18 protein-coding genes are annotated in these 16,378 nt (G+C 66.0%); 8 read left to right on the top strand and 10 right to left on the bottom strand.

The annotated features are described in order from the left end of the window. The first annotated feature begins 67 nt into the window (after window positions 1-67). Both DW307_RS12585 and DW307_RS12580 read left to right on the top strand, forming a co-directional pair. A complete protein-coding gene (locus tag DW307_RS12585) occupies window positions 68-436 on the top strand; it encodes a VOC family protein (RefSeq protein WP_029259230.1) in 369 nt (122 codons plus the stop codon). Between the two features lie 47 nt (window positions 437-483). Next, complete coding sequence (locus DW307_RS12580; RefSeq protein WP_136024892.1) at window positions 484-1,542, top strand: GNAT family N-acetyltransferase; 1,059 nt, start codon at window positions 484-486, stop codon at window positions 1,540-1,542. Here the strand turns inward: DW307_RS12580 and DW307_RS12575 are convergent. Next, window positions 1,539-2,072 carry an AAA family ATPase gene (locus DW307_RS12575; protein ID WP_136024891.1) on the bottom strand — a complete coding sequence of 178 codons (534 nt, stop codon included), beginning with the start codon at window positions 2,070-2,072 and terminating at the stop codon, window positions 1,539-1,541. The genes DW307_RS12580 and DW307_RS12575 overlap by 4 nt on opposite strands. 44 nt (window positions 2,073-2,116) lie before the next feature. After that, on the bottom strand, window positions 2,117-2,518 hold the full coding sequence (locus tag DW307_RS12570) for an HIT family protein (RefSeq protein ID WP_136024890.1): 402 nt from the start codon (window positions 2,516-2,518) through the stop codon (window positions 2,117-2,119). A gap of 221 nt (window positions 2,519-2,739) precedes the next feature. Here DW307_RS12570 and DW307_RS12565 point away from each other — a divergent pair, with 221 nt between their 5' ends. Continuing rightward, window positions 2,740-3,609 (top strand): class I SAM-dependent methyltransferase, encoded by an 870-nt coding sequence (locus DW307_RS12565; RefSeq protein WP_136024889.1) that lies wholly within the window; start codon window positions 2,740-2,742, stop codon window positions 3,607-3,609. A 39-nt stretch (window positions 3,610-3,648) separates the two neighbouring features. Here DW307_RS12565 and DW307_RS12560 read toward each other — a convergent pair whose 3' ends face one another. From DW307_RS12560 to DW307_RS12550, 3 genes are read right to left on the bottom strand one after another with little or no spacing between them, the layout of a single operon-like run. Then, complete coding sequence (locus DW307_RS12560; RefSeq protein ID WP_136024888.1) at window positions 3,649-6,006, bottom strand: ATP-binding cassette domain-containing protein; 2,358 nt, start codon at window positions 6,004-6,006, stop codon at window positions 3,649-3,651. Window positions 6,007-6,036: 30 nt separating this feature from the next. Next, window positions 6,037-6,447: a VOC family protein gene (locus DW307_RS12555; RefSeq protein WP_029259226.1), complete on the bottom strand. Its 411-nt coding sequence runs from the start codon at window positions 6,445-6,447 to the stop codon at window positions 6,037-6,039. 5 nt (window positions 6,448-6,452) lie between these two features. Further along, entirely contained in the window at window positions 6,453-6,929 is a 477-nt protein-coding gene (locus DW307_RS12550) for a helix-turn-helix transcriptional regulator (protein ID WP_046398982.1), read from the bottom strand. Window positions 6,930-7,033: 104 nt separating this feature from the next. On the opposite strand from DW307_RS12550, the gene DW307_RS12545 reads away from it, so the two are divergent. Beyond that, window positions 7,034-7,630, top strand: a complete 597-nt coding sequence (locus tag DW307_RS12545) for an HdeD family acid-resistance protein (protein WP_021200570.1) — start codon at window positions 7,034-7,036, stop codon at window positions 7,628-7,630. A gap of 70 nt (window positions 7,631-7,700) precedes the next feature. Here DW307_RS12545 and DW307_RS12540 read toward each other — a convergent pair whose 3' ends face one another. Beyond that, complete coding sequence (locus DW307_RS12540) at window positions 7,701-8,465, bottom strand: SDR family oxidoreductase (protein ID WP_021200569.1); 765 nt, start codon at window positions 8,463-8,465, stop codon at window positions 7,701-7,703. Window positions 8,466-8,587: 122 nt separating this feature from the next. On the opposite strand from DW307_RS12540, the gene DW307_RS12535 reads away from it, so the two are divergent. The 4 genes from DW307_RS12535 (at window position 8,588) to DW307_RS12520 (ending at window position 11,280) form a co-directional block, all read left to right on the top strand. Next, window positions 8,588-9,061: an NfeD family protein gene (locus DW307_RS12535; protein WP_021200568.1), complete on the top strand. Its 474-nt coding sequence runs from the start codon at window positions 8,588-8,590 to the stop codon at window positions 9,059-9,061. Between the two features lie 8 nt (window positions 9,062-9,069). Next, window positions 9,070-9,999 (top strand): SPFH domain-containing protein, encoded by a 930-nt coding sequence (locus DW307_RS12530; protein ID WP_029265385.1) that lies wholly within the window; start codon window positions 9,070-9,072, stop codon window positions 9,997-9,999. Next, window positions 9,996-10,772, top strand: a complete 777-nt coding sequence (locus DW307_RS12525) for a glycerophosphodiester phosphodiesterase family protein (protein WP_136024887.1) — start codon at window positions 9,996-9,998, stop codon at window positions 10,770-10,772. Before DW307_RS12530 ends, DW307_RS12525 begins: the two co-directional genes overlap by 4 nt. Window positions 10,773-10,896: 124 nt before the next feature. Beyond that, a complete protein-coding gene (locus DW307_RS12520) occupies window positions 10,897-11,280 on the top strand; it encodes an RNA polymerase-binding protein RbpA (protein ID WP_021200565.1) in 384 nt (127 codons plus the stop codon). On the opposite strand, the gene lnt is transcribed toward DW307_RS12520, so the two are convergent. The 4 genes from lnt to tatA are packed head-to-tail and all read right to left on the bottom strand — an operon-like array spanning window position 11,277 to window position 16,334. Beyond that, a complete protein-coding gene (gene lnt / locus DW307_RS12515) occupies window positions 11,277-12,809 on the bottom strand; it encodes an apolipoprotein N-acyltransferase (RefSeq protein ID WP_029259224.1) in 1,533 nt (510 codons plus the stop codon). The genes DW307_RS12520 and lnt overlap by 4 nt on opposite strands. Window position 12,810: 1 nt before the next feature. Then, window positions 12,811-15,285 (bottom strand): DEAD/DEAH box helicase, encoded by a 2,475-nt coding sequence (locus DW307_RS12510; protein ID WP_029265387.1) that lies wholly within the window; start codon window positions 15,283-15,285, stop codon window positions 12,811-12,813. Next, window positions 15,282-16,040 carry a twin-arginine translocase subunit TatC gene (gene tatC, locus DW307_RS12505; RefSeq protein ID WP_029259222.1) on the bottom strand — a complete coding sequence of 253 codons (759 nt, stop codon included), beginning with the start codon at window positions 16,038-16,040 and terminating at the stop codon, window positions 15,282-15,284. Before tatC ends, DW307_RS12510 begins: the two co-directional genes overlap by 4 nt. 57 nt (window positions 16,041-16,097) lie before the next feature. Then, complete coding sequence (gene tatA / locus DW307_RS12500; protein ID WP_021200561.1) at window positions 16,098-16,334, bottom strand: Sec-independent protein translocase subunit TatA; 237 nt, start codon at window positions 16,332-16,334, stop codon at window positions 16,098-16,100. Between the last annotated feature and the right edge of the window lie 44 nt (window positions 16,335-16,378).

Below are 16,378 nucleotides of genomic sequence, written 5' to 3'. Positions count from 1 at the left end.
TACTCCTCCGCGGACGCGCATTCGGCGACCTCCGCTCGATGTCGGTCGGGGTCGCTACGGTGGCGCCATGACCAGTTCCCCTTTGCACCACTCTCTCGACTACGTCGAGCTCGTCGTCACCGATATGGAGGCGTCGAAGAGCTTTTTCGGTGACGCCTTCGGCTGGAGCTTCAACGACTACGGCCCCGGATACGCCGGGATCGTGTCGCCACGAGGCGACGGCAACGAAGCCGGTGGTCTGATGCTGGCCGACGAGCCGCGTCCTGTCGGAGGTCCGCTCGTACTGCTCTATTCGGAAGACCTCGACGCCACGAAGGCGGCTATCGAGAAGGCCGGCGGAACGATCCTCCAAGAGCCGTACGCGTTCCCCGGCGGGCGACGCCTGCACTTCGCCGACCCGACGGGCACGGAGCTCGGAGTCTGGTCGACACAGTAGGAGTCAGCCGTGGCTTCGCCGGTGTCGCGCGTGCGACGATTGCCGGTATGCCGGACATCGTGGCGGGCGACATCCCCGACGACATCGAGAGATGCGTGGACGTCTGGTTTCACGCACTCCGGCACCGTGACGGGGATGTCGACTCCCGCTCGATCGCCGATCGCATGCGAAAGCTGTTCGATGGCCATGTCCTCCGGTTCGCGCTCACGGGGGAGCCTCTGGCGGGTTTCGCTCTCACCACGCCGAAGACACACGACGAGACGACGGCCGTGTTGGAGCGGATCGCCGTGATGCCGTCATCCGCCGGGCAGGGACATGGTCGTGCCCTGCTGCGCGATGCGATTCAGTATTCGACGGGTGCCGGCTTCTTCAGCCTCGAACTCGCGGTGCGGCGAGGGAACGCCGCCATCCAGCTCTACGAATCGGAGGGGTTCGCGGCGGTCTCGGAGCCTGTCCCGCACCCGCTCGGCGGCGAGCCCATGATCACCTACCGCCGTGATCTCGTCGATCGGCACAGCGGAGCGATCGCGGGTACCTCAGGACTCAGCGTTCCGCGGGTACAGGGCCCCGAGATCGTTCTCCGACCTTTCGAGGAATCTGACATCGATGCCGTGTTGGAGGCGTCCTTCGATCGTTCGATCACCGACGTCACCACCGTTCCCATCGTCGCTGATCCCGGGCTCGCCGGCGCGTGGCTGGTCCGGCAGCACGAGCGGGCAGCGAAGGGTATCGGCTACTCGTTCGCGATCGAGGCGAACGAAGAATGCGTGGGGCAGATCGGGCTGTGGCTTCGTGACCGGGACCAGGGTCGAGCGACCGTCGGCGACTGGATCCGACCCACGCGACGCGGCGAGGGATACGCCTACAGCGCGCTGCAAACCCTCACGGAATGGGCGTGGCACCTCGCCGATCTGCATCGTCTGCAGCTGCACATCGATCCGACGAACGGGCCCTCACTCCGGACTGCTGAGAAGGCGGGCTATGCGCGCGAAGGGTTGCTTCATTCGTGGCAGAAGATCGGCGATGAGCGCCGGGACATGCTCGTGTACAGCCGACTCCGGTCACCGTGGCCGATTGCTGATCCGGCGGCTGAGGAACCGGCTTAGTCGACGATGCGGTGGCCGAGATCTTCGAGGATCATCGTCACGAGTTGATCGGTGGTCGTCTCCGGGCCGACCCGTCGCTCATCGAACCAGGGGAGTGGTTGCCACCCGTCGTGCCATCGGCGGATCTCGTCCTCCCCGAAAGCGTTCGCGAGAGGCCTTCCGGCATGGCGCCGAATCGTCTCTTCGAGGCCGACGTCGAACTGATAGATTCCTGTCGTTCCGCGATGGTCGAGGTACAAGCTCTCGAAGGCTTCGGCGTAGTCGCGCAGATTGAAGATCCCGTCGAGGATGACGTCGTAACCGAGGTCCAGCGCCTGCCGGGCGGCGCCGACGATCAGGATGCTCGCCGCTCGAGAGCGTCTCAACCGGTTGGGGTCGTGCAGCAGCTCACGGCGGAAGTGGTCTTGAGAAATGATGGCGACCCGTTGACCTAGTGCCGGTCGCAGTGCCCTCGCAGTCGTCGTCTTCCCCGATGCGGCGTCGCCGCGCAGGATGACGAGACGCGTGGAGCCACTGCCCGTGAGAGTCATCGAACCATCCTTGCAGCGCCCGCCAGGCGGGTCGAGTCCGGCGATCAATCGAGCGCGAACGGCATTCCCAGCACGGCCCTGAGTCTCGACGCGAATGTCTCGCGACGGCCGGGATCCACCCACTCCGCGTCTCCGTGTCGTTGGTACAGCCGATCGTCCGGAAAGCGGGGGAACACATGCACATGCAGGTGCCAGACGTCCTGGTCTCCTGCGGGCTCATTGTGCTGCCGGATGGAGGTCCCCTCGCATCCGTAGGATGACCGGATGCCGATCGCCACCCTCTGCGTCAGATCCCACACCGCGAAGCCGTCCTCCGGTGACAGGTCGTAGATGTTCTCCACGTGCGTCCGCGGGATGACGAGGACCGCTCCGGGGTTCCCCGGCCACCACTTCGGCGCGATCCGCGCGAATGCACGGTCGGTGACGGCGACCACGTCGGACGGCATGCTGAGTTGGTCGTACAGACCCTGTTGGAATTTGCAGAACGGACACGCATATCCGGGCGGCTCGTGGGTGGCTGGATACACGCACCGATCATCGCACGGGGGAGTGCTGGTACCGGGAGCTGCATCTGTCACCGGTGGCGCTGACGATCTTCTTAGCTGACATAATGTGCATTATCGGCTATCTTTCACGATCCGAGAGCGGTGATCGATAGGCTCGCCTCGTGAACGGAAGCAACGTCGACATCGACTGGGAATCTGCGCGACGCGCGAATCAGGAGAACTGGGAGGATCGCGTCCCGGTGCACACGGAAGCCTATGGGCTCGCTGCGTTCGACGATCCCGCGCATCTCAGCGACGTCGTTCGCGACGACCTCGCGACGATGACCTCGTTCCTTCCTGCGGACGGTCTGTCCGGCCTCGATCTCTGTCACCTGCAATGCCACATCGGCACCGACACGGTCTCCCTGGCTCGCGCCGGTGCGACGGTGACCGGCGTCGATTTCTCGCCGTCTGCGCTCCGTGCGGCGACCGACCTCGCCGCGCGTCTGGGTATCGATGCGACGTGGGTGCAGACCGATGTGCTCGATGCACGGGCTGCAGTCACCGGTGACTTCGATGTCGTGTACACGAGTATCGGGACGATCAGCTGGCTCGACGACCTGGATCGGTGGGCGGCGCAGATCGTGCAGCTGCTGCGTCCGAGCGGGATGTTCTTCATCCGCGACGGTCATCCCGCCCTGTACGCGCTGGATGAGGACGCGGACACCTTGACCACGCGCTATTCCTACTTCGCGACCGGTCGCGCGCAGCAATGGGACGACGACAGCACATATGCCGGCGACGGTCGTATCGACCACGCCCGCACTTACGAGTGGCCGCACCCGTTGTCCGAGATCCTCGGTGCGCTGCTGCGTGCAGGGCTCAGGCTCGTCCACTTCGATGAAGGTCGTACGCTGCCGTGGCGATTCAGCGATCGCATGGTCGAGGTGTCCGGCGGCTACGCCTGGCCCGAAGCCGAGCGGGACCTGATCCCCTGCACGTACACGATCATCGCGCGCGTCGACGAAGGCGGAGCCACCGGAGACGCGTGATGGTCGGAGTGCGGGCGCGGGCACGCGCTCCGACCATTCTCACGCTCCGACGTACTGCGCGAGGTGCTCCCCCGTGAGTGTCGATTTTTGGGATACCAAATCCCTCGGCGTCCCCTCGAAGACGATCTTGCCGCCGTCGTGTCCGGCTCCCGGACCGATGTCGATGATCCAGTCCGCGTGCGCCATGACTGCCTGATGGTGCTCGATCACGATCACGGTCTTGCCGGCATCCACGAGTCGATCCAGCAGTCCCAGGATCTTGTCCACATCGGCGAGGTGAAGGCCGGTCGTGGGCTCGTCGAGCACGTAGACGTCGCCTTTCTCCCCCATCTGGATCGCGAGCTTGATGCGTTGGCGTTCGCCACCGGACAGCGTCGACAGCGGCTGCCCGAGTGACAGGTAGCCGAGTCCCACGTCTTCCATCCGCCCGAGGATCGCCGTGGCGGCGGGCAGCTTGGCCTCCCCGTCGCTGAAGAACACCCGTGCCTCGGAGACCGGCAGATCGAGCACCTCGGTGATGTCCTTGCCCGCGAGCTTGTACTCCAGCACCCCGGCCTGGAAGCGCTTGCCTCCGCAGTCCTCACAGGGAGTCTCGATCGTGTCCATGAAGCCGAGCTCCGTGATGATCACACCCGCGCCCTTGCACGAGGGGCAGGCGCCTTCGGAGTTCGCGCTGAAAAGAGCCGGCTTCACGCCGTTCGCCTTCGCGAAAGCCTTGCGGATCGGCTCGAGGAGTCCCGTGTACGTCGCCGGGTTGCTTCGCCGGGAGCCTTTGATCGCGGCCTGGTCGATCGCCACGACTCCGTCGCGCTTGGACACCGACCCGTGGATGAGCGAGCTCTTGCCCGAGCCCGCCACGCCCGTCACGACGGTGAGGACCCCCGTCGGAATGTCGACATCGACGTCCTGGAGGTTGTTCGCCGTGGCCCCGCGCACCTCGATCGATCCGGTTCCGGAGCGCACCGCCTCCTTGAGCTGGGCCCGATCCTCGAGGTGGTCGCCGGTCTCGGTACCACTGGCCTTCAGCCCCTCGACCGTGCCCTCGAAGCAGATCTCACCACCGGCGCTGCCCGCACCAGGCCCCAGGTCGACGACGTGGTCGCCGATCGCGATGGTCTCGGGTTTGTGCTCGACGACCAGCACGGTGTTGCCCTTGTCTCGCAGCTTCAGCAGCAGGCCGTTCATGCGCTGGATGTCGTGCGGGTGCAGACCGATCGTCGGCTCGTCGAACACGTAGGTGATGTCGGTGAGGGATGAGCCGAGGTGCCGCAGCATCTTGATGCGCTGCGCCTCTCCCCCGGACAACGTGCCCGACGGACGCTCCAGACTGAGGTATCCGAGGCCGAGCGTCACGAAGGCGTCGAGATTGGCGCTGAGCGCCTGCAGCAGCGGGCCGGCTCCGGGGAGATCGAGTCCCCGGACCCAATCGGCCAGGTCTGTCACCTGCATGCGGCACGCATCGGCGATGCTCACACCCTCGATCTTCGATGACCGCGCCCCCTCGGTGAGCCGCGTCCCATCGCACTCCGGGCAGACGGCGAACGTGGCCACGCGCTCCACGAAGGCCCGGATGTGCGGCTGCAGCGCGTCGAGGTCCTTCGAGAGCATCGACTTCGTGATCTTCGGGATGAGACCCTCGTACGTCATGTTGATCCCGGAGATCTTCACCTTCGTGACCTCGCCGTAGAGGAAGAGGTGTCGCTGCTTGTCGGTGAACTGGGAGATCGGCTTATCCGCGGGATAGAAGCCCGACTGGGAGAACCCCTTCACCATCCATCCGTCGGCCGTGTAGCCAGGCACCATGATGGCACCGTCGTCGAGAGACTTCGACTCGTCGACGATCTGGGCGAGATCGAGGTCGGACACCGCTCCCCTGCCCTCGCATCGCGGACACATGCCGCCGAGGTAGATCGCATCCTTCACGATCTTCTTCTCTCCACCCGGGCCTGTCATGACACCGCTGGCCTTCTGCGTCGGGATGTTGAACGAGAAGGCGGTCGGTCCGCCGATATAGGGCTGCCCCAGCTTGCTGAACAGGATGCGGAGCATCGCGTTGGCGTCGGTGACGGTGCCGACGGTCGATCGGGGGTTCGCTCCCAGACGCTCCTGGTCGACGATGATCGCCGTGGTCAGACCCTCGAGGATGTCGACATCTGGACGGGGCACCGACGGCATGAACCCCTGGACGAAGGCGCTGTAGGTCTCGTCGATCATGCGCCGCGACTCCGCCGCGATCGTGTCGAAGACGAGCGAGCTCTTCCCCGAACCAGACACGCCGGTGAACACGGTCAGACGGCGCTTCGGGATATCGACGCTGACGTCCTTGAGATTGTTCTCGCGCGCACCCTGTACGCGGATCAGGTCGTGGGTGTCTGCGGGGTGCTCGTCCGTGGTCATCGGCGTCTTTCGTGGGATCGGTGGAGAAGGTCAGGCGGCCTGGTTGATACGCAGCAGGTTGCCTGCAGGATCGCGGAACGCGCAGTCGCGCACACCGTAGGGCTGATCGATGGGCTCCTGCACGACATCGGCTCCACGTTCGACGAGACGCTCGAAGAGGGCGTCGACGTCATCGCTGGCCAGCGTGAGGGCCGCGTAGCTGCCCTTGGCGATCAGCTCGAGGATCGTCTGACGCTCGGCGTCCGTGATGCCCGGATCGGTTGCCGGCGGGTGCAGCACGATCGATGTCTGCGGCTGACCCTCGGGCCCGACGGTGAGCCACCGCAGGCCGTCGTACCCGACATCGTTGCGCACCTCGAAGCCGAGGGCGTCGCGATAGAACGCGAGGGCCGCTTCGGCATCGGTGTGCGGGAGGAATGCGTAGTGGATGCTGATGTTCATGGTGTTCACGTTAGGTGCGCATCGGTGCGCGGCGCTTCTCGATTCCTGATCGGTCTGGTCACGTGCTTGGCCTGGAACGAGGGGATTCCCTCGACACTGGCAGCGCGTTCACGGTACACGCTGGGTGCGACACCGACCAGCTCGGAGAATCTCGTGCTGAATGTGCCGAGCGAGGAGCAGCCCACTTCGAAGCACACCTCCGTCACCGTCAGGTCTCCGCGTCGCAGGAGTGCCATCGCCCGCTCGATACGTCGGGTCATCAGATACGAGTAGGGAGACTCGCCGTAGGCCTCTCTGAACTGCCGGCTCAGGTGCCCCGCCGACATATGCACACCGCGGGCGAGCGCCTCGACATCGAGTGGTCGTGCGTACTCCCGGTCGATGCGGTCTCGGACTCTCCTCATCACGGTGAGTTCGCGGAGGCGAACTTCGTCGACGTCGGTCACGACTTGATCTTGCCATGTCCCCGGAAGTCGCGGCATGACGGAACGAAACGCGGAAGACGGCTTCTCCCCCGCTCCGGCCCGGCGGAGCGCTATCCTGAGGGCGCATCCTCACAGGATCTTCTCAGAAAGGGGTCCCCACCATGTCTGAACCACTCACGGAGGCCAAGTCGTTGTTCAAGTCGATCCGCGTCACGCTGGCCGTCGCCGGTGTGCTGGCGCTGCTCGCCGGAATCGTCCTCCTCGTCTGGCCGGTGAAGTCCGCGGTCATCGTGACGGCGATCTTCGCCACCTACCTCATCATCGCCGGTCTCGTCTACGTCGGACTCGGCATCTTCTCGAGCGCGAAGGGCGGGTGGGCGCGCGTCGGTCACATCGTCCTCGGCCTGCTCTACATCGCTGCCGGTGTCATCGCGTACTTCAACCTGAATGCCGCCGCCGCCACGCTCGCCTTCGTGGTCGTGATCTTCATCGGCGTCAGCTGGATCGTCGATGGGATCGTCGCGCTCACACTGCTGGGCAGCGACGGCTCGCGCGTCTGGACCGTCCTCTACGCGATCCTGAGCATCGTCGCGGGAATCATCGTGTTGTTCTCGCCGCTCATCGCCGGCTTCGCGTTCTGGCTGCTGCTGGGCATCTCGCTGGTCGTGCTTGGAATCATCCAGATCGTGCGCGCCATCACGCTCGGTCGAGACGAGAAGGAATACGTCTCCGCCGTGCAGGGTGGAGCGACGAGCTGATCCTCTCGGTCTGAAAACAGAACGGCCCCGTCCCGCAGCGTGCAGGACGGGGCCGATCTGTGCGCCCTGGCTACTCGGCGGCGAAGGCGCTCACGTCACCGACGAGGCGCGTGTTGTCCGCCGGTACCGGGTCGATGACGGCCTTGGCGACCTCGGCTGCGAACTCCGAGACGTTGTAGAGCTTGCCGGCCGATTCCCGGCGCTCGGCGATGGCGCCCGGGTTCGCGCGCTCGAGCAGAGTCGCCGTGATCGTTCCTTCGATCATGTCGCCCGAGACGACGGTGAACCCGATCCCCTTCTCGGTCAGTCCGGGGATGAGCTCGCGGAGCGCGTCTTCCCCCGCCCGCTTCGAGAGTGCCACCGGTTCGTACTCCGGCATGGTCGGCGTGGTCCGGATGAAGTGCGCCTGGTGGCTGGTGACGAACACGACGCGCGCGCCGTCTCCGAGCAGGGGCGTCGCCGCGTTCAGGACGTTGAGCTGGGCGTCACGGTTCAGCGCGAGGGCGTAGTCTTCGGCCATGCCGGATTCCATGCCGCCGGAGGCGTTGAGTACGAGGACGTCGAGCCGCCCGTATTCGGCGCGGATCGCCTCGAACATCTCGGCGACGGATGCCTGGTCGGTCAGGTCCGCGCCGACGACGAGAGCGCGACGGCCGAGCTCGCGGAGCTGGGCGGCGAGCTTCTCTGCACGCGGTGCCTTGTTGCGGAAGTTGATGACGACGTCGGCGCCTGCCTCGGCGAGGTAGCGCACGGTGTCGGCGCCGATGCCCCGCGATGAACCGGTGACAAGAGCGACCTTGCCGTCAAGGGATCCTGCGGGAAGAACGTCGGTCACGGTGACTCCTCATGATGCGTGAAAAAGCCGTGATCGCACGGCCCTCTCACACTATCAAGCGCGCGCTGTGGCACCCTGATCCGTCGGTGCCCGCGTGATACGTTGACCACAAAGGAGGCCGCATGGACAACTTCACGACATTCGTCACGTTCATCGACCAATGGGCATGGATCGGCTGGCTGGTCCTGATCGCCGTCTTCCTCGTCATCGAGATGCTGTCGCTGGACTTCACCTTCCTGATGCTGAGCTTCGGCAGCGTCGTGGGGCTGGTCACGGACCTGATCGGTGTTCCGGTCTGGCTGCAGGTCATCATCGCCGCGGCCGCCGCCGCGCTGTTCATCCTCTTCCTGCGCCCCCCGCTCCTCAAGCGACTGCGCCGCGGAGAAGATCCGACCAAGTCGAATGTCGACGCCCTCGTCGACCTGCGCGGTATCGCGCTGCACGACATCACTCAGATCTCCGGCCAGGTCAAGCTCGCCAACGGCGACACCTGGACCGCTCGCACCGCCACGCCCGTGCCGATCCCGCAGGGCGCTCCGATCGCCGTGACCGCGATCAACGGTGCGACCGCCATCGTCCGTCCCGTCAACGACTAGGAGAACCCGTGAACGACGCATCGTTCATCCCCACAGCGATCCTGTGGATCCTCGTGATCGCGGTGATCATCTTCGTGGTGGTCACCGTCGCCCGTGCGATCCGCATCATCCCCCAGGCGACGGCAGGGGTCGTCGAGCGCCTCGGGCGCTATCACAAGACGTTGACCCCCGGTCTGAACGTCCTCGTCCCGTTCATCGATCGCCTGCGCCCCCTGATCGACATGCGCGAGCAGGTCGTGTCCTTCCCGCCGCAGCCGGTCATCACCGAGGACAACCTGGTCGTGTCGATCGACACGGTCGTCTACTTCCAGGTCACCGACGCGCGCGCAGCCACCTACGAGATCGCGAACTACCTCGGTGCGGTCGAACAGCTGACCACCACCACTCTTCGCAACGTCGTCGGTGGCCTCAACCTCGAAGAGGCACTCACAAGCCGCGACAACATCAACGGGCAGCTGCGCGTCGTGCTCGACGAGGCCACCGGCAAATGGGGAATCCGCGTCGGCCGCGTCGAGCTGAAGGCGATCGACCCGCCCATCTCGATCCAGGACTCCATGGAGAAGCAGATGCGCGCCGAGCGTGACCGACGCGCCGCGATCCTCACGGCCGAGGGAACCAAGCAGTCGGCGATCCTCGAGGCCGAGGGTGCCCGTCAGGCCGAGATCCTCCGGGCAGAGGGTGACAAGCAGGCTGCTGTGCTCCGCGCACAGGGTGAGGCCGAGGCGATTCAGAACGTCTTCAGCGCCATCCACCAGGGCGAGCCGGATGACAAGCTGCTCGCCTACCAGTACCTGCAGATGCTGCCCAAGATCAGCGAGGGGCAGTCCAACAAGCTGTGGATCATCCCGAGCGAACTCACCGAGGCGCTCAAGGGCATCGGCAGTGCGTTCACTCCGAAGGCGGGCCAGGGCCCGACGAACACGCTTCCGGGCGCGTGACGCACCCGTACTTCTCGAAGACGCGGCATCCCCGAGTCCTCGCCCACCGCGGTCTGATCACCGCGGCAGGCGAGGACTCCGGCGTCTGGGAGAACTCTGCCGCGGCTTTCGCCGCCGCGCACGCGGCGGGCGTCGACTATGTCGAGACCGACTGCCAGGTCACCGCGGACGGCGATGTGGTGCTGTTCCACGACACGACCCTGACCCGTCTGATCGGCGACAGCCGAAGGGTCCACGATGTGCGCACACGCGAACTGCGGACACTGTTCGCCGACCACGGTGGACTCCTGACGGTGTCGGAGGCGCTGGCTTCGTTCCCGGACGTGCGTTTCAACATCGATGTGAAGACGGCCGCAGCCGTCGAGCCTCTCGGCCCGATCCTGGTCGATCACACCCACCGCGTCCTCCTGACCAGCTTCTCCGACGCGAACCGCCGTGCCGCCCTCGCCTCGGTCCTGCGAGCCGGCGCCGCTCTCCGTCCCGCGACGTCGGGAGGGAGCCGGACGATCGCCTCCCTGCGGGGGGCCTCGGCACTCCACCTCTCCCCCGCCCGCCTGCTCCGCGAGATCGACGCGTTGCAGGTTCCCGAGCGCTACGGCGCGCTGAAGGTCCTGACCCCCGCGCTCCTGCGTGCGGCGCACCGGCATGGCGTCGAGGTCCATGTGTGGACCGTCAACGACCCCGAGGACATGCGGCGACTCGTCGGCCTCGGGGCAGACGGGATCGTCTCCGATCGCGCGGATCTCGCTCTCAAGACGCTCTCTCCCCGCTGACTCACGACTCGCCCCATAACCTCCGGCGCTGGGATTAACCTGTGAGTTCCGCCGAGAAGGCGGGCACGTGGATGAAGCGCACAGGCTGGAGCGTTATACCTGACAGCGACGAGAGGACCACACAATGGCAGATCGCAGCCTGCGCGGCATCCGACTCGGCGCCCAGAGCCTACAGAGCGAAGAGGGCGTCGTTTTCATGGAGCGCCGTGAGACCACCTACACCTGTGACACTTGCGGCCACGTCACGAACCTGATGTTCGCGGCGGATGCAGAGCCGCCCCAGACCTGGGAGTGCCGCGCGTGCGGCGCCGAGGCGCGCTTGAACGTCGACGGTCAGGCCGTCACGCTCGAGGCCAGCGATGAGAAGGCCGCCCGCACCCATTGGGACATGCTCCTGGAGCGCCGTACCCGCGCCGAGCTCGAAGAGCTCCTCGAAGAGCGCCTCGCCTTCATCCGCGCCCGGCGCGGTGCCGGCGAAGACCCGACCCGCGAGAAGATCGGCGCCTAGCGCCTCCTGGCGCGCCACCACCCGACGAGGAGCGCGCCGAGACCGCCCCACAGCAGAATCGCCTGCACCCAGGGGCCCAGTACGACACCCGCCGTGAGGCCGGACCGGAGCTCGACATCTTCGAGCATCGCTCCGGCCTCATCTGCGTCCAGGCTGGTGACCGTCGAGCCGTCCGCGCGGATGACCTGGCTGGTGCCGACCGTGGAGACGTTCACCACGCTGCGGCCCGTCTCGATCGCCCGCATCCGCGCGAAGGCGAGCTGCTGGAGGTTCTCGTCCGTACCGCGGAAGTCGGCGTTGTTGGTCTGGAACACCAGCACCTCGGCACCGGAGTTCAGTCCCTGCCAGATCACGTCGTCGTAGATCACGTCGAAACAGATGGCGAGACCGACGCGCACGTCGCCCACATCCATGATCGGGGGGTTCGACCCCGGCGTGTACTCCCTCTGGATGAGCCCGATCAGGTCGGGCGCGAGCGCGTTGAAGAAGGCGCGGTCGGGTACATACTCCCCGAACGGGACAGGGTGACGCTTGTCGTGCAGCTGCGTCGCGGTGCCATCGGCGTTCCAGAGCATGGAGGTGTTGAAGAAGCGGTCGTCGCGCCCGGTGGCCGCATTCGCCAGCAACGGGGCATCGATCCGATTGGCGACGAGCGTCATCCGTCGAGCGAGGGCGTCAATCTGGAAGGGGTCGCCGTCCAGTGAGCCTTCGGGCCAGACGAGGAGATCGACATCCTCGCCGTAAAGAGGCGCTGTGGCTTCGGTCTGCGCCTGGATGACGGCGAACGCTTCGCGGTCATCGAAGTAGCCGGTGGGACCGTTCCCCTGCACCGCCGCGATGCGCAGGGAACCGCTCGGGGACGTCGGGAAGAGCGGGGTGAACAGCAGTACCGCGAGGACGGCGGCGGGCGCGATCAGAAGGAGCGGACCACGCCATGCACGCAGTCGGAGGACTTCGATCAGCATCGCGACGACGAGCACCATCAGGAAACTGAGACCGCTGACGCCGACCCAGGACGTGACGGATGCCAGAGGGCTCTCCGCCTGACTCATGCCGATCCGTGCCCAGGGGAAGCCCCCGTAGGGCCAGGAGCCGATGAACAGCTCCCGAGCGACCCAAAGGGCGGCGATGACAGTGGGAAGCCCCAGGAGACGTCCTGCGGTCCCGGGGAAGGCCTTCGGCATCCAACGGTAGGCGAGGGCGATCGGAACCAGGGCGACGGCGGTCAGTACGCCTTCCACCACGCTGAGGGCGGCCCAGGGAACAGGTCCCAGGTATCGCGACGTCCAGGAGACGAGAAGCGCGAAGAACAGGATGCCGTAGACGAGACCGACGAGCAGAGCCCCACCGAACCGGCGCCCGATCAGCGCGACGAGCAGAAGCGCGGTCGCGGGGAAGGCGAGAATCCAGATCGCGGCCTCAGGATAGGCCAGGTCCATCACCAGGGCGGCGAGTGCGGCAGCGAGCACAGCGGCCCAAAGTGGCAGGAGGGCGCGCTGCGGCGCTGGTTTCTCGGTCATTCCGTCCATCTCACATCGACGAGTAGGCGACGATGCCGCGACGCACCCCGTCGAGCGCGGCACGAGCCGTACGCGCGAGAGCCGCATCCTCGGCCACGATCGACAGCTGGTCGAGCAGGTCGATCGTCTGCTTGGCCCAGCGCACGAAGTCCCCGGCCGCCATATCCGCATCGACCAGCACTCGGTCGAGCATCCCGCCCCGCGCCCAGGAGTGCATCGCGCCGGCCAGGCCTGCGGCCAGGGGCTCGCTTCCGGGGAGGTGATGGTCCTGCTCGAGGTCGTCGAGCTCGGCCCAGAGCGTGGTCGTCTTCTCATACGCCGCGCGGAAGGGCCCTCGCGGTAGACCCCTCTCCCCCGTGTTCGCCTCGTCGCGGCGGGGTTCGTACACCAGACAGCACGCCATGGCTGCAAGGGACGGAGCATCGAGGCCGGCCCAGAGGCCTTGACGCAAGGACTCCGCGACGAGCAGGTCACGTTCGCCGTAGATGCGACGCATGGTCCGTCCGGCCTCGGTCAGCGTGGTCTCCCCGTCCTCATCACGTAGATAGTCGAGCGTCTCCAGGACCTCGACGACGCGGTCGAAGACCCGCGCGACGGTCCCGGTGCGTGTCTCGATCTGGCGACGGATGCGATCCGTCTGACGCTTCAACTTCCAGTAGCGCTCCGCCCAGCGTGCGTGCGCTTCGCGGTCGGGACAGCGATGGCACGGGTGACGCTGCATCTGCGTCCGCAGGGTCTGGATGCGCTTCATGCGCTTGTCGCGCGACGCGCGCGGGGCGTTCGAGTCCTGACGGTTCTTCTTCTCGAGGTCGCTCAGCTCGCGTCGGATCGCCGCGTACTCGGGGAAGTCGCCGTGTTCGCACGCCATTGCGCTCTGATAGCCGGCCAGCGATTCCTCGGCCTCACGCACCTGCCGCGCCAGCCCGACGACGGCACGGTCGGCCTGGAACTGGGCGAACGACGATTCCAGGATCTCACGGGCCCTGGGCTTGCCGAACAGGTCTATCAGGTTGACGGCCATGTTGTACGTCGGGCGGAAGCTGGAGTTCAACGGGTAGGTGCGGCGGGAGGCGAGTGCAGCGACCGCCTGTGGATCCATGCCCTCGGTCCACTGCACGACGGCGTGACCCTCGACATCGATCCCTCTGCGTCCTGCGCGCCCGGTGAGCTGGGTGTACTCCCCCGAGGTGATGGCCACCCGGGCCTCGCCGTTGAACTTCTCCATCTTCTCGAGCACAACGGTGCGTGCCGGCATGTTGATCCCGAGCGCGAGCGTCTCGGTGGCGAAGACGACCTTGACCAGCTTGCGCTGATAGAGCTCTTCGACGACCTCTTTGAAGGCGGGCAGCAGCCCCGCGTGATGCGACGCCACTCCGCGCTCCAGATTGTCGAGCCATTCCCAGTAGCCGAGGACGCCGAGGTCCTCCTCCTGGAGCGTGCGCGTGCGCTCTTCGACGATGGCCCGGATCTCGGCACGTTCCTCATTCGAGGTGAGCCGGATCCCCGAGCGGCGCACCTGTTGCACCGCGGCATCACACCCCACGCGGCTGAAGATGAAGAAGATCGCCGGCAGCAGATTCGCCCGCTCCAGAAGCCGCACGACGTCGGGGCGGTCCATCCGCTCGATCCGGCGGGCATTGGCGGCACGCACCGGACGACGCCCTCCCCGCGGAGGCCGCTTCGCCTGACGGCCGGCATGACGGTCGCTGCGATAGGACTGCGCCTGGCGGTTGTTCTCGTAGGTCGTGCCCGTCGACGAGCGGATCCGCATCAACTCCTGGTTCACCTGCGCCGTGGCGAGACCAGCACGGTCGTCGAACAGCGGCAGGAGGTCGTCGCGGACGAGCACGTGCTGCTCGAGCGGCACGGGACGGATCTCGGAGACGATCACCTCGGTGTCGCCGCGCACGGTGTCGAGCCAGTCGCCGAACTCCTCCGCGTTCGACACCGTGGCACTCAACGACACGAGGCGGACACGGGCGGGGAGGTGGATGATGACCTCCTCCCACACCGCGCCCCGGAACCGATCGGCGAGGTAGTGGACTTCGTCCATGATGACGTAGCGGAGGTCGCGGAGGGCCGAGGAATCGGCGTAGATCATGTTGCGAAGGACCTCGGTCGTCATCACGACGATCCGTGCGTTGCCGTTGATGTTCGTGTCGCCCGTAAGGAGTCCCACGTCGTCGGCACCATAGACGTCGACCAGTTCTCGGAACTTCTGGTTCGAGAGGGCCTTCATCGGCGTCGTGTAGAACGCCTTGTCACTCGGGGTCTGCATCGCGAGGTGGATAGCGAATTCGCCGACGATCGTCTTCCCGGCGCCCGTCGGCGCCGCGACCAACACGCTCCGGCCGCTCTCGAGCGCGTGACAGCCGGCGACCTGGAAGGGATCGAGCTGGAACTTCTGCAGTGCGGCGAACGCCGTCGACTGCGGGTGCTCCACTGCTTCCTGCGCGCGGGCGTACCTCTCGGAAGGCGAACTCATGCCGGATCCGGCAGAAGCCCTGATGCCTCGTCGCGTTTGCGCTTTCGTCGGTCGAAGATCAGTGAGAGACCTGCGGCGGCGAAGAAGAGGACGATCAGGATGCCCGCGAGCATCAGCATGCTGACGACGTCAGCCGCCGGCGTCGCGAGCGCGGCGAACACCGTGGCGATGATGATCGCGACACGCCATCCCTTGAGGATCGCCCGTCCGGACATGACGCCTGCGAGGTTGAGTGCCACCAGGAACACGGGCAATACGAACGAGATGCCGATCACGATCATCAGTTTGAAGATGAAGTCGTAGTACTCCTGGGCGGAGTAGAGGTTCGTCGCCCCGGCGGGCGTGAAGCTCCACATCAGTTCGATGATGTGGGGCATGATCATGACGCCGAGGTAGCAGCCGGCGAAGAACAGCGGAACGGCGGCCACGACGAAACCGATCGTGTACCTGACCTCCTTGCGGGTGAGACCGGGCATGATGAACGCCCAGATCTGCCACAGCCATACCGGAGCCGACAGGAAGATGCCGATGGAGAAGGCGATGCGCATGCGCATGTCGAACGCGGCCGTGACCGTGCCGAAATTGAGTGCGCTGAAGTCGTCTCCGCGCTTCTCGGCGATGATCCGTACCGGCTCGGTGATGAAGTTGATGATCGGGTCGGCGATGAGGAACGCGACGACCATGCCGACGAGCAGCGCAAGCGCAGCGAACATCAGGCGCTTGCGCAGTTCGACGAGATGCGCGCCCAGCGACATCCGTCGATCCCGATCCGCCTTCGGCATCACGGTCGGTTCGATGGCTGCCACGGCCGGTCAGGCGCGGGGCGGGGTCTCAGGGTCGATGCCCGAGTCCTTCACCGTGGTCGGCTCGGCGGCTGCGGAATCGGTGCGAGCGGCGTCGTCGTCCTTCATCGCCTTCATCTCGCCCTTGAACACGCGCGCGGACTGTCCCATGCTCTTCGCGAGAGCCGGCAACTTGGCAGCACCGAACAGGAGGAGGATCACGGCGAGCACGATAAGCAGGTGCCAGCCTTGCATTCCAGCGAACATGTCAGGATTCCCGTCGTCGGTGAGCGTTCGCTCCAGTCTACAGA

Source organism: Microbacterium sp. K27 (assembly GCF_004794435.1).
In the GTDB taxonomy this organism is placed as follows: domain Bacteria; phylum Actinomycetota; class Actinomycetes; order Actinomycetales; family Microbacteriaceae; genus Microbacterium; species Microbacterium maritypicum_A.
Note: the sequence above shows the minus strand (reverse complement) of the source record. Positions and strands in the feature narration are given on the sequence as shown.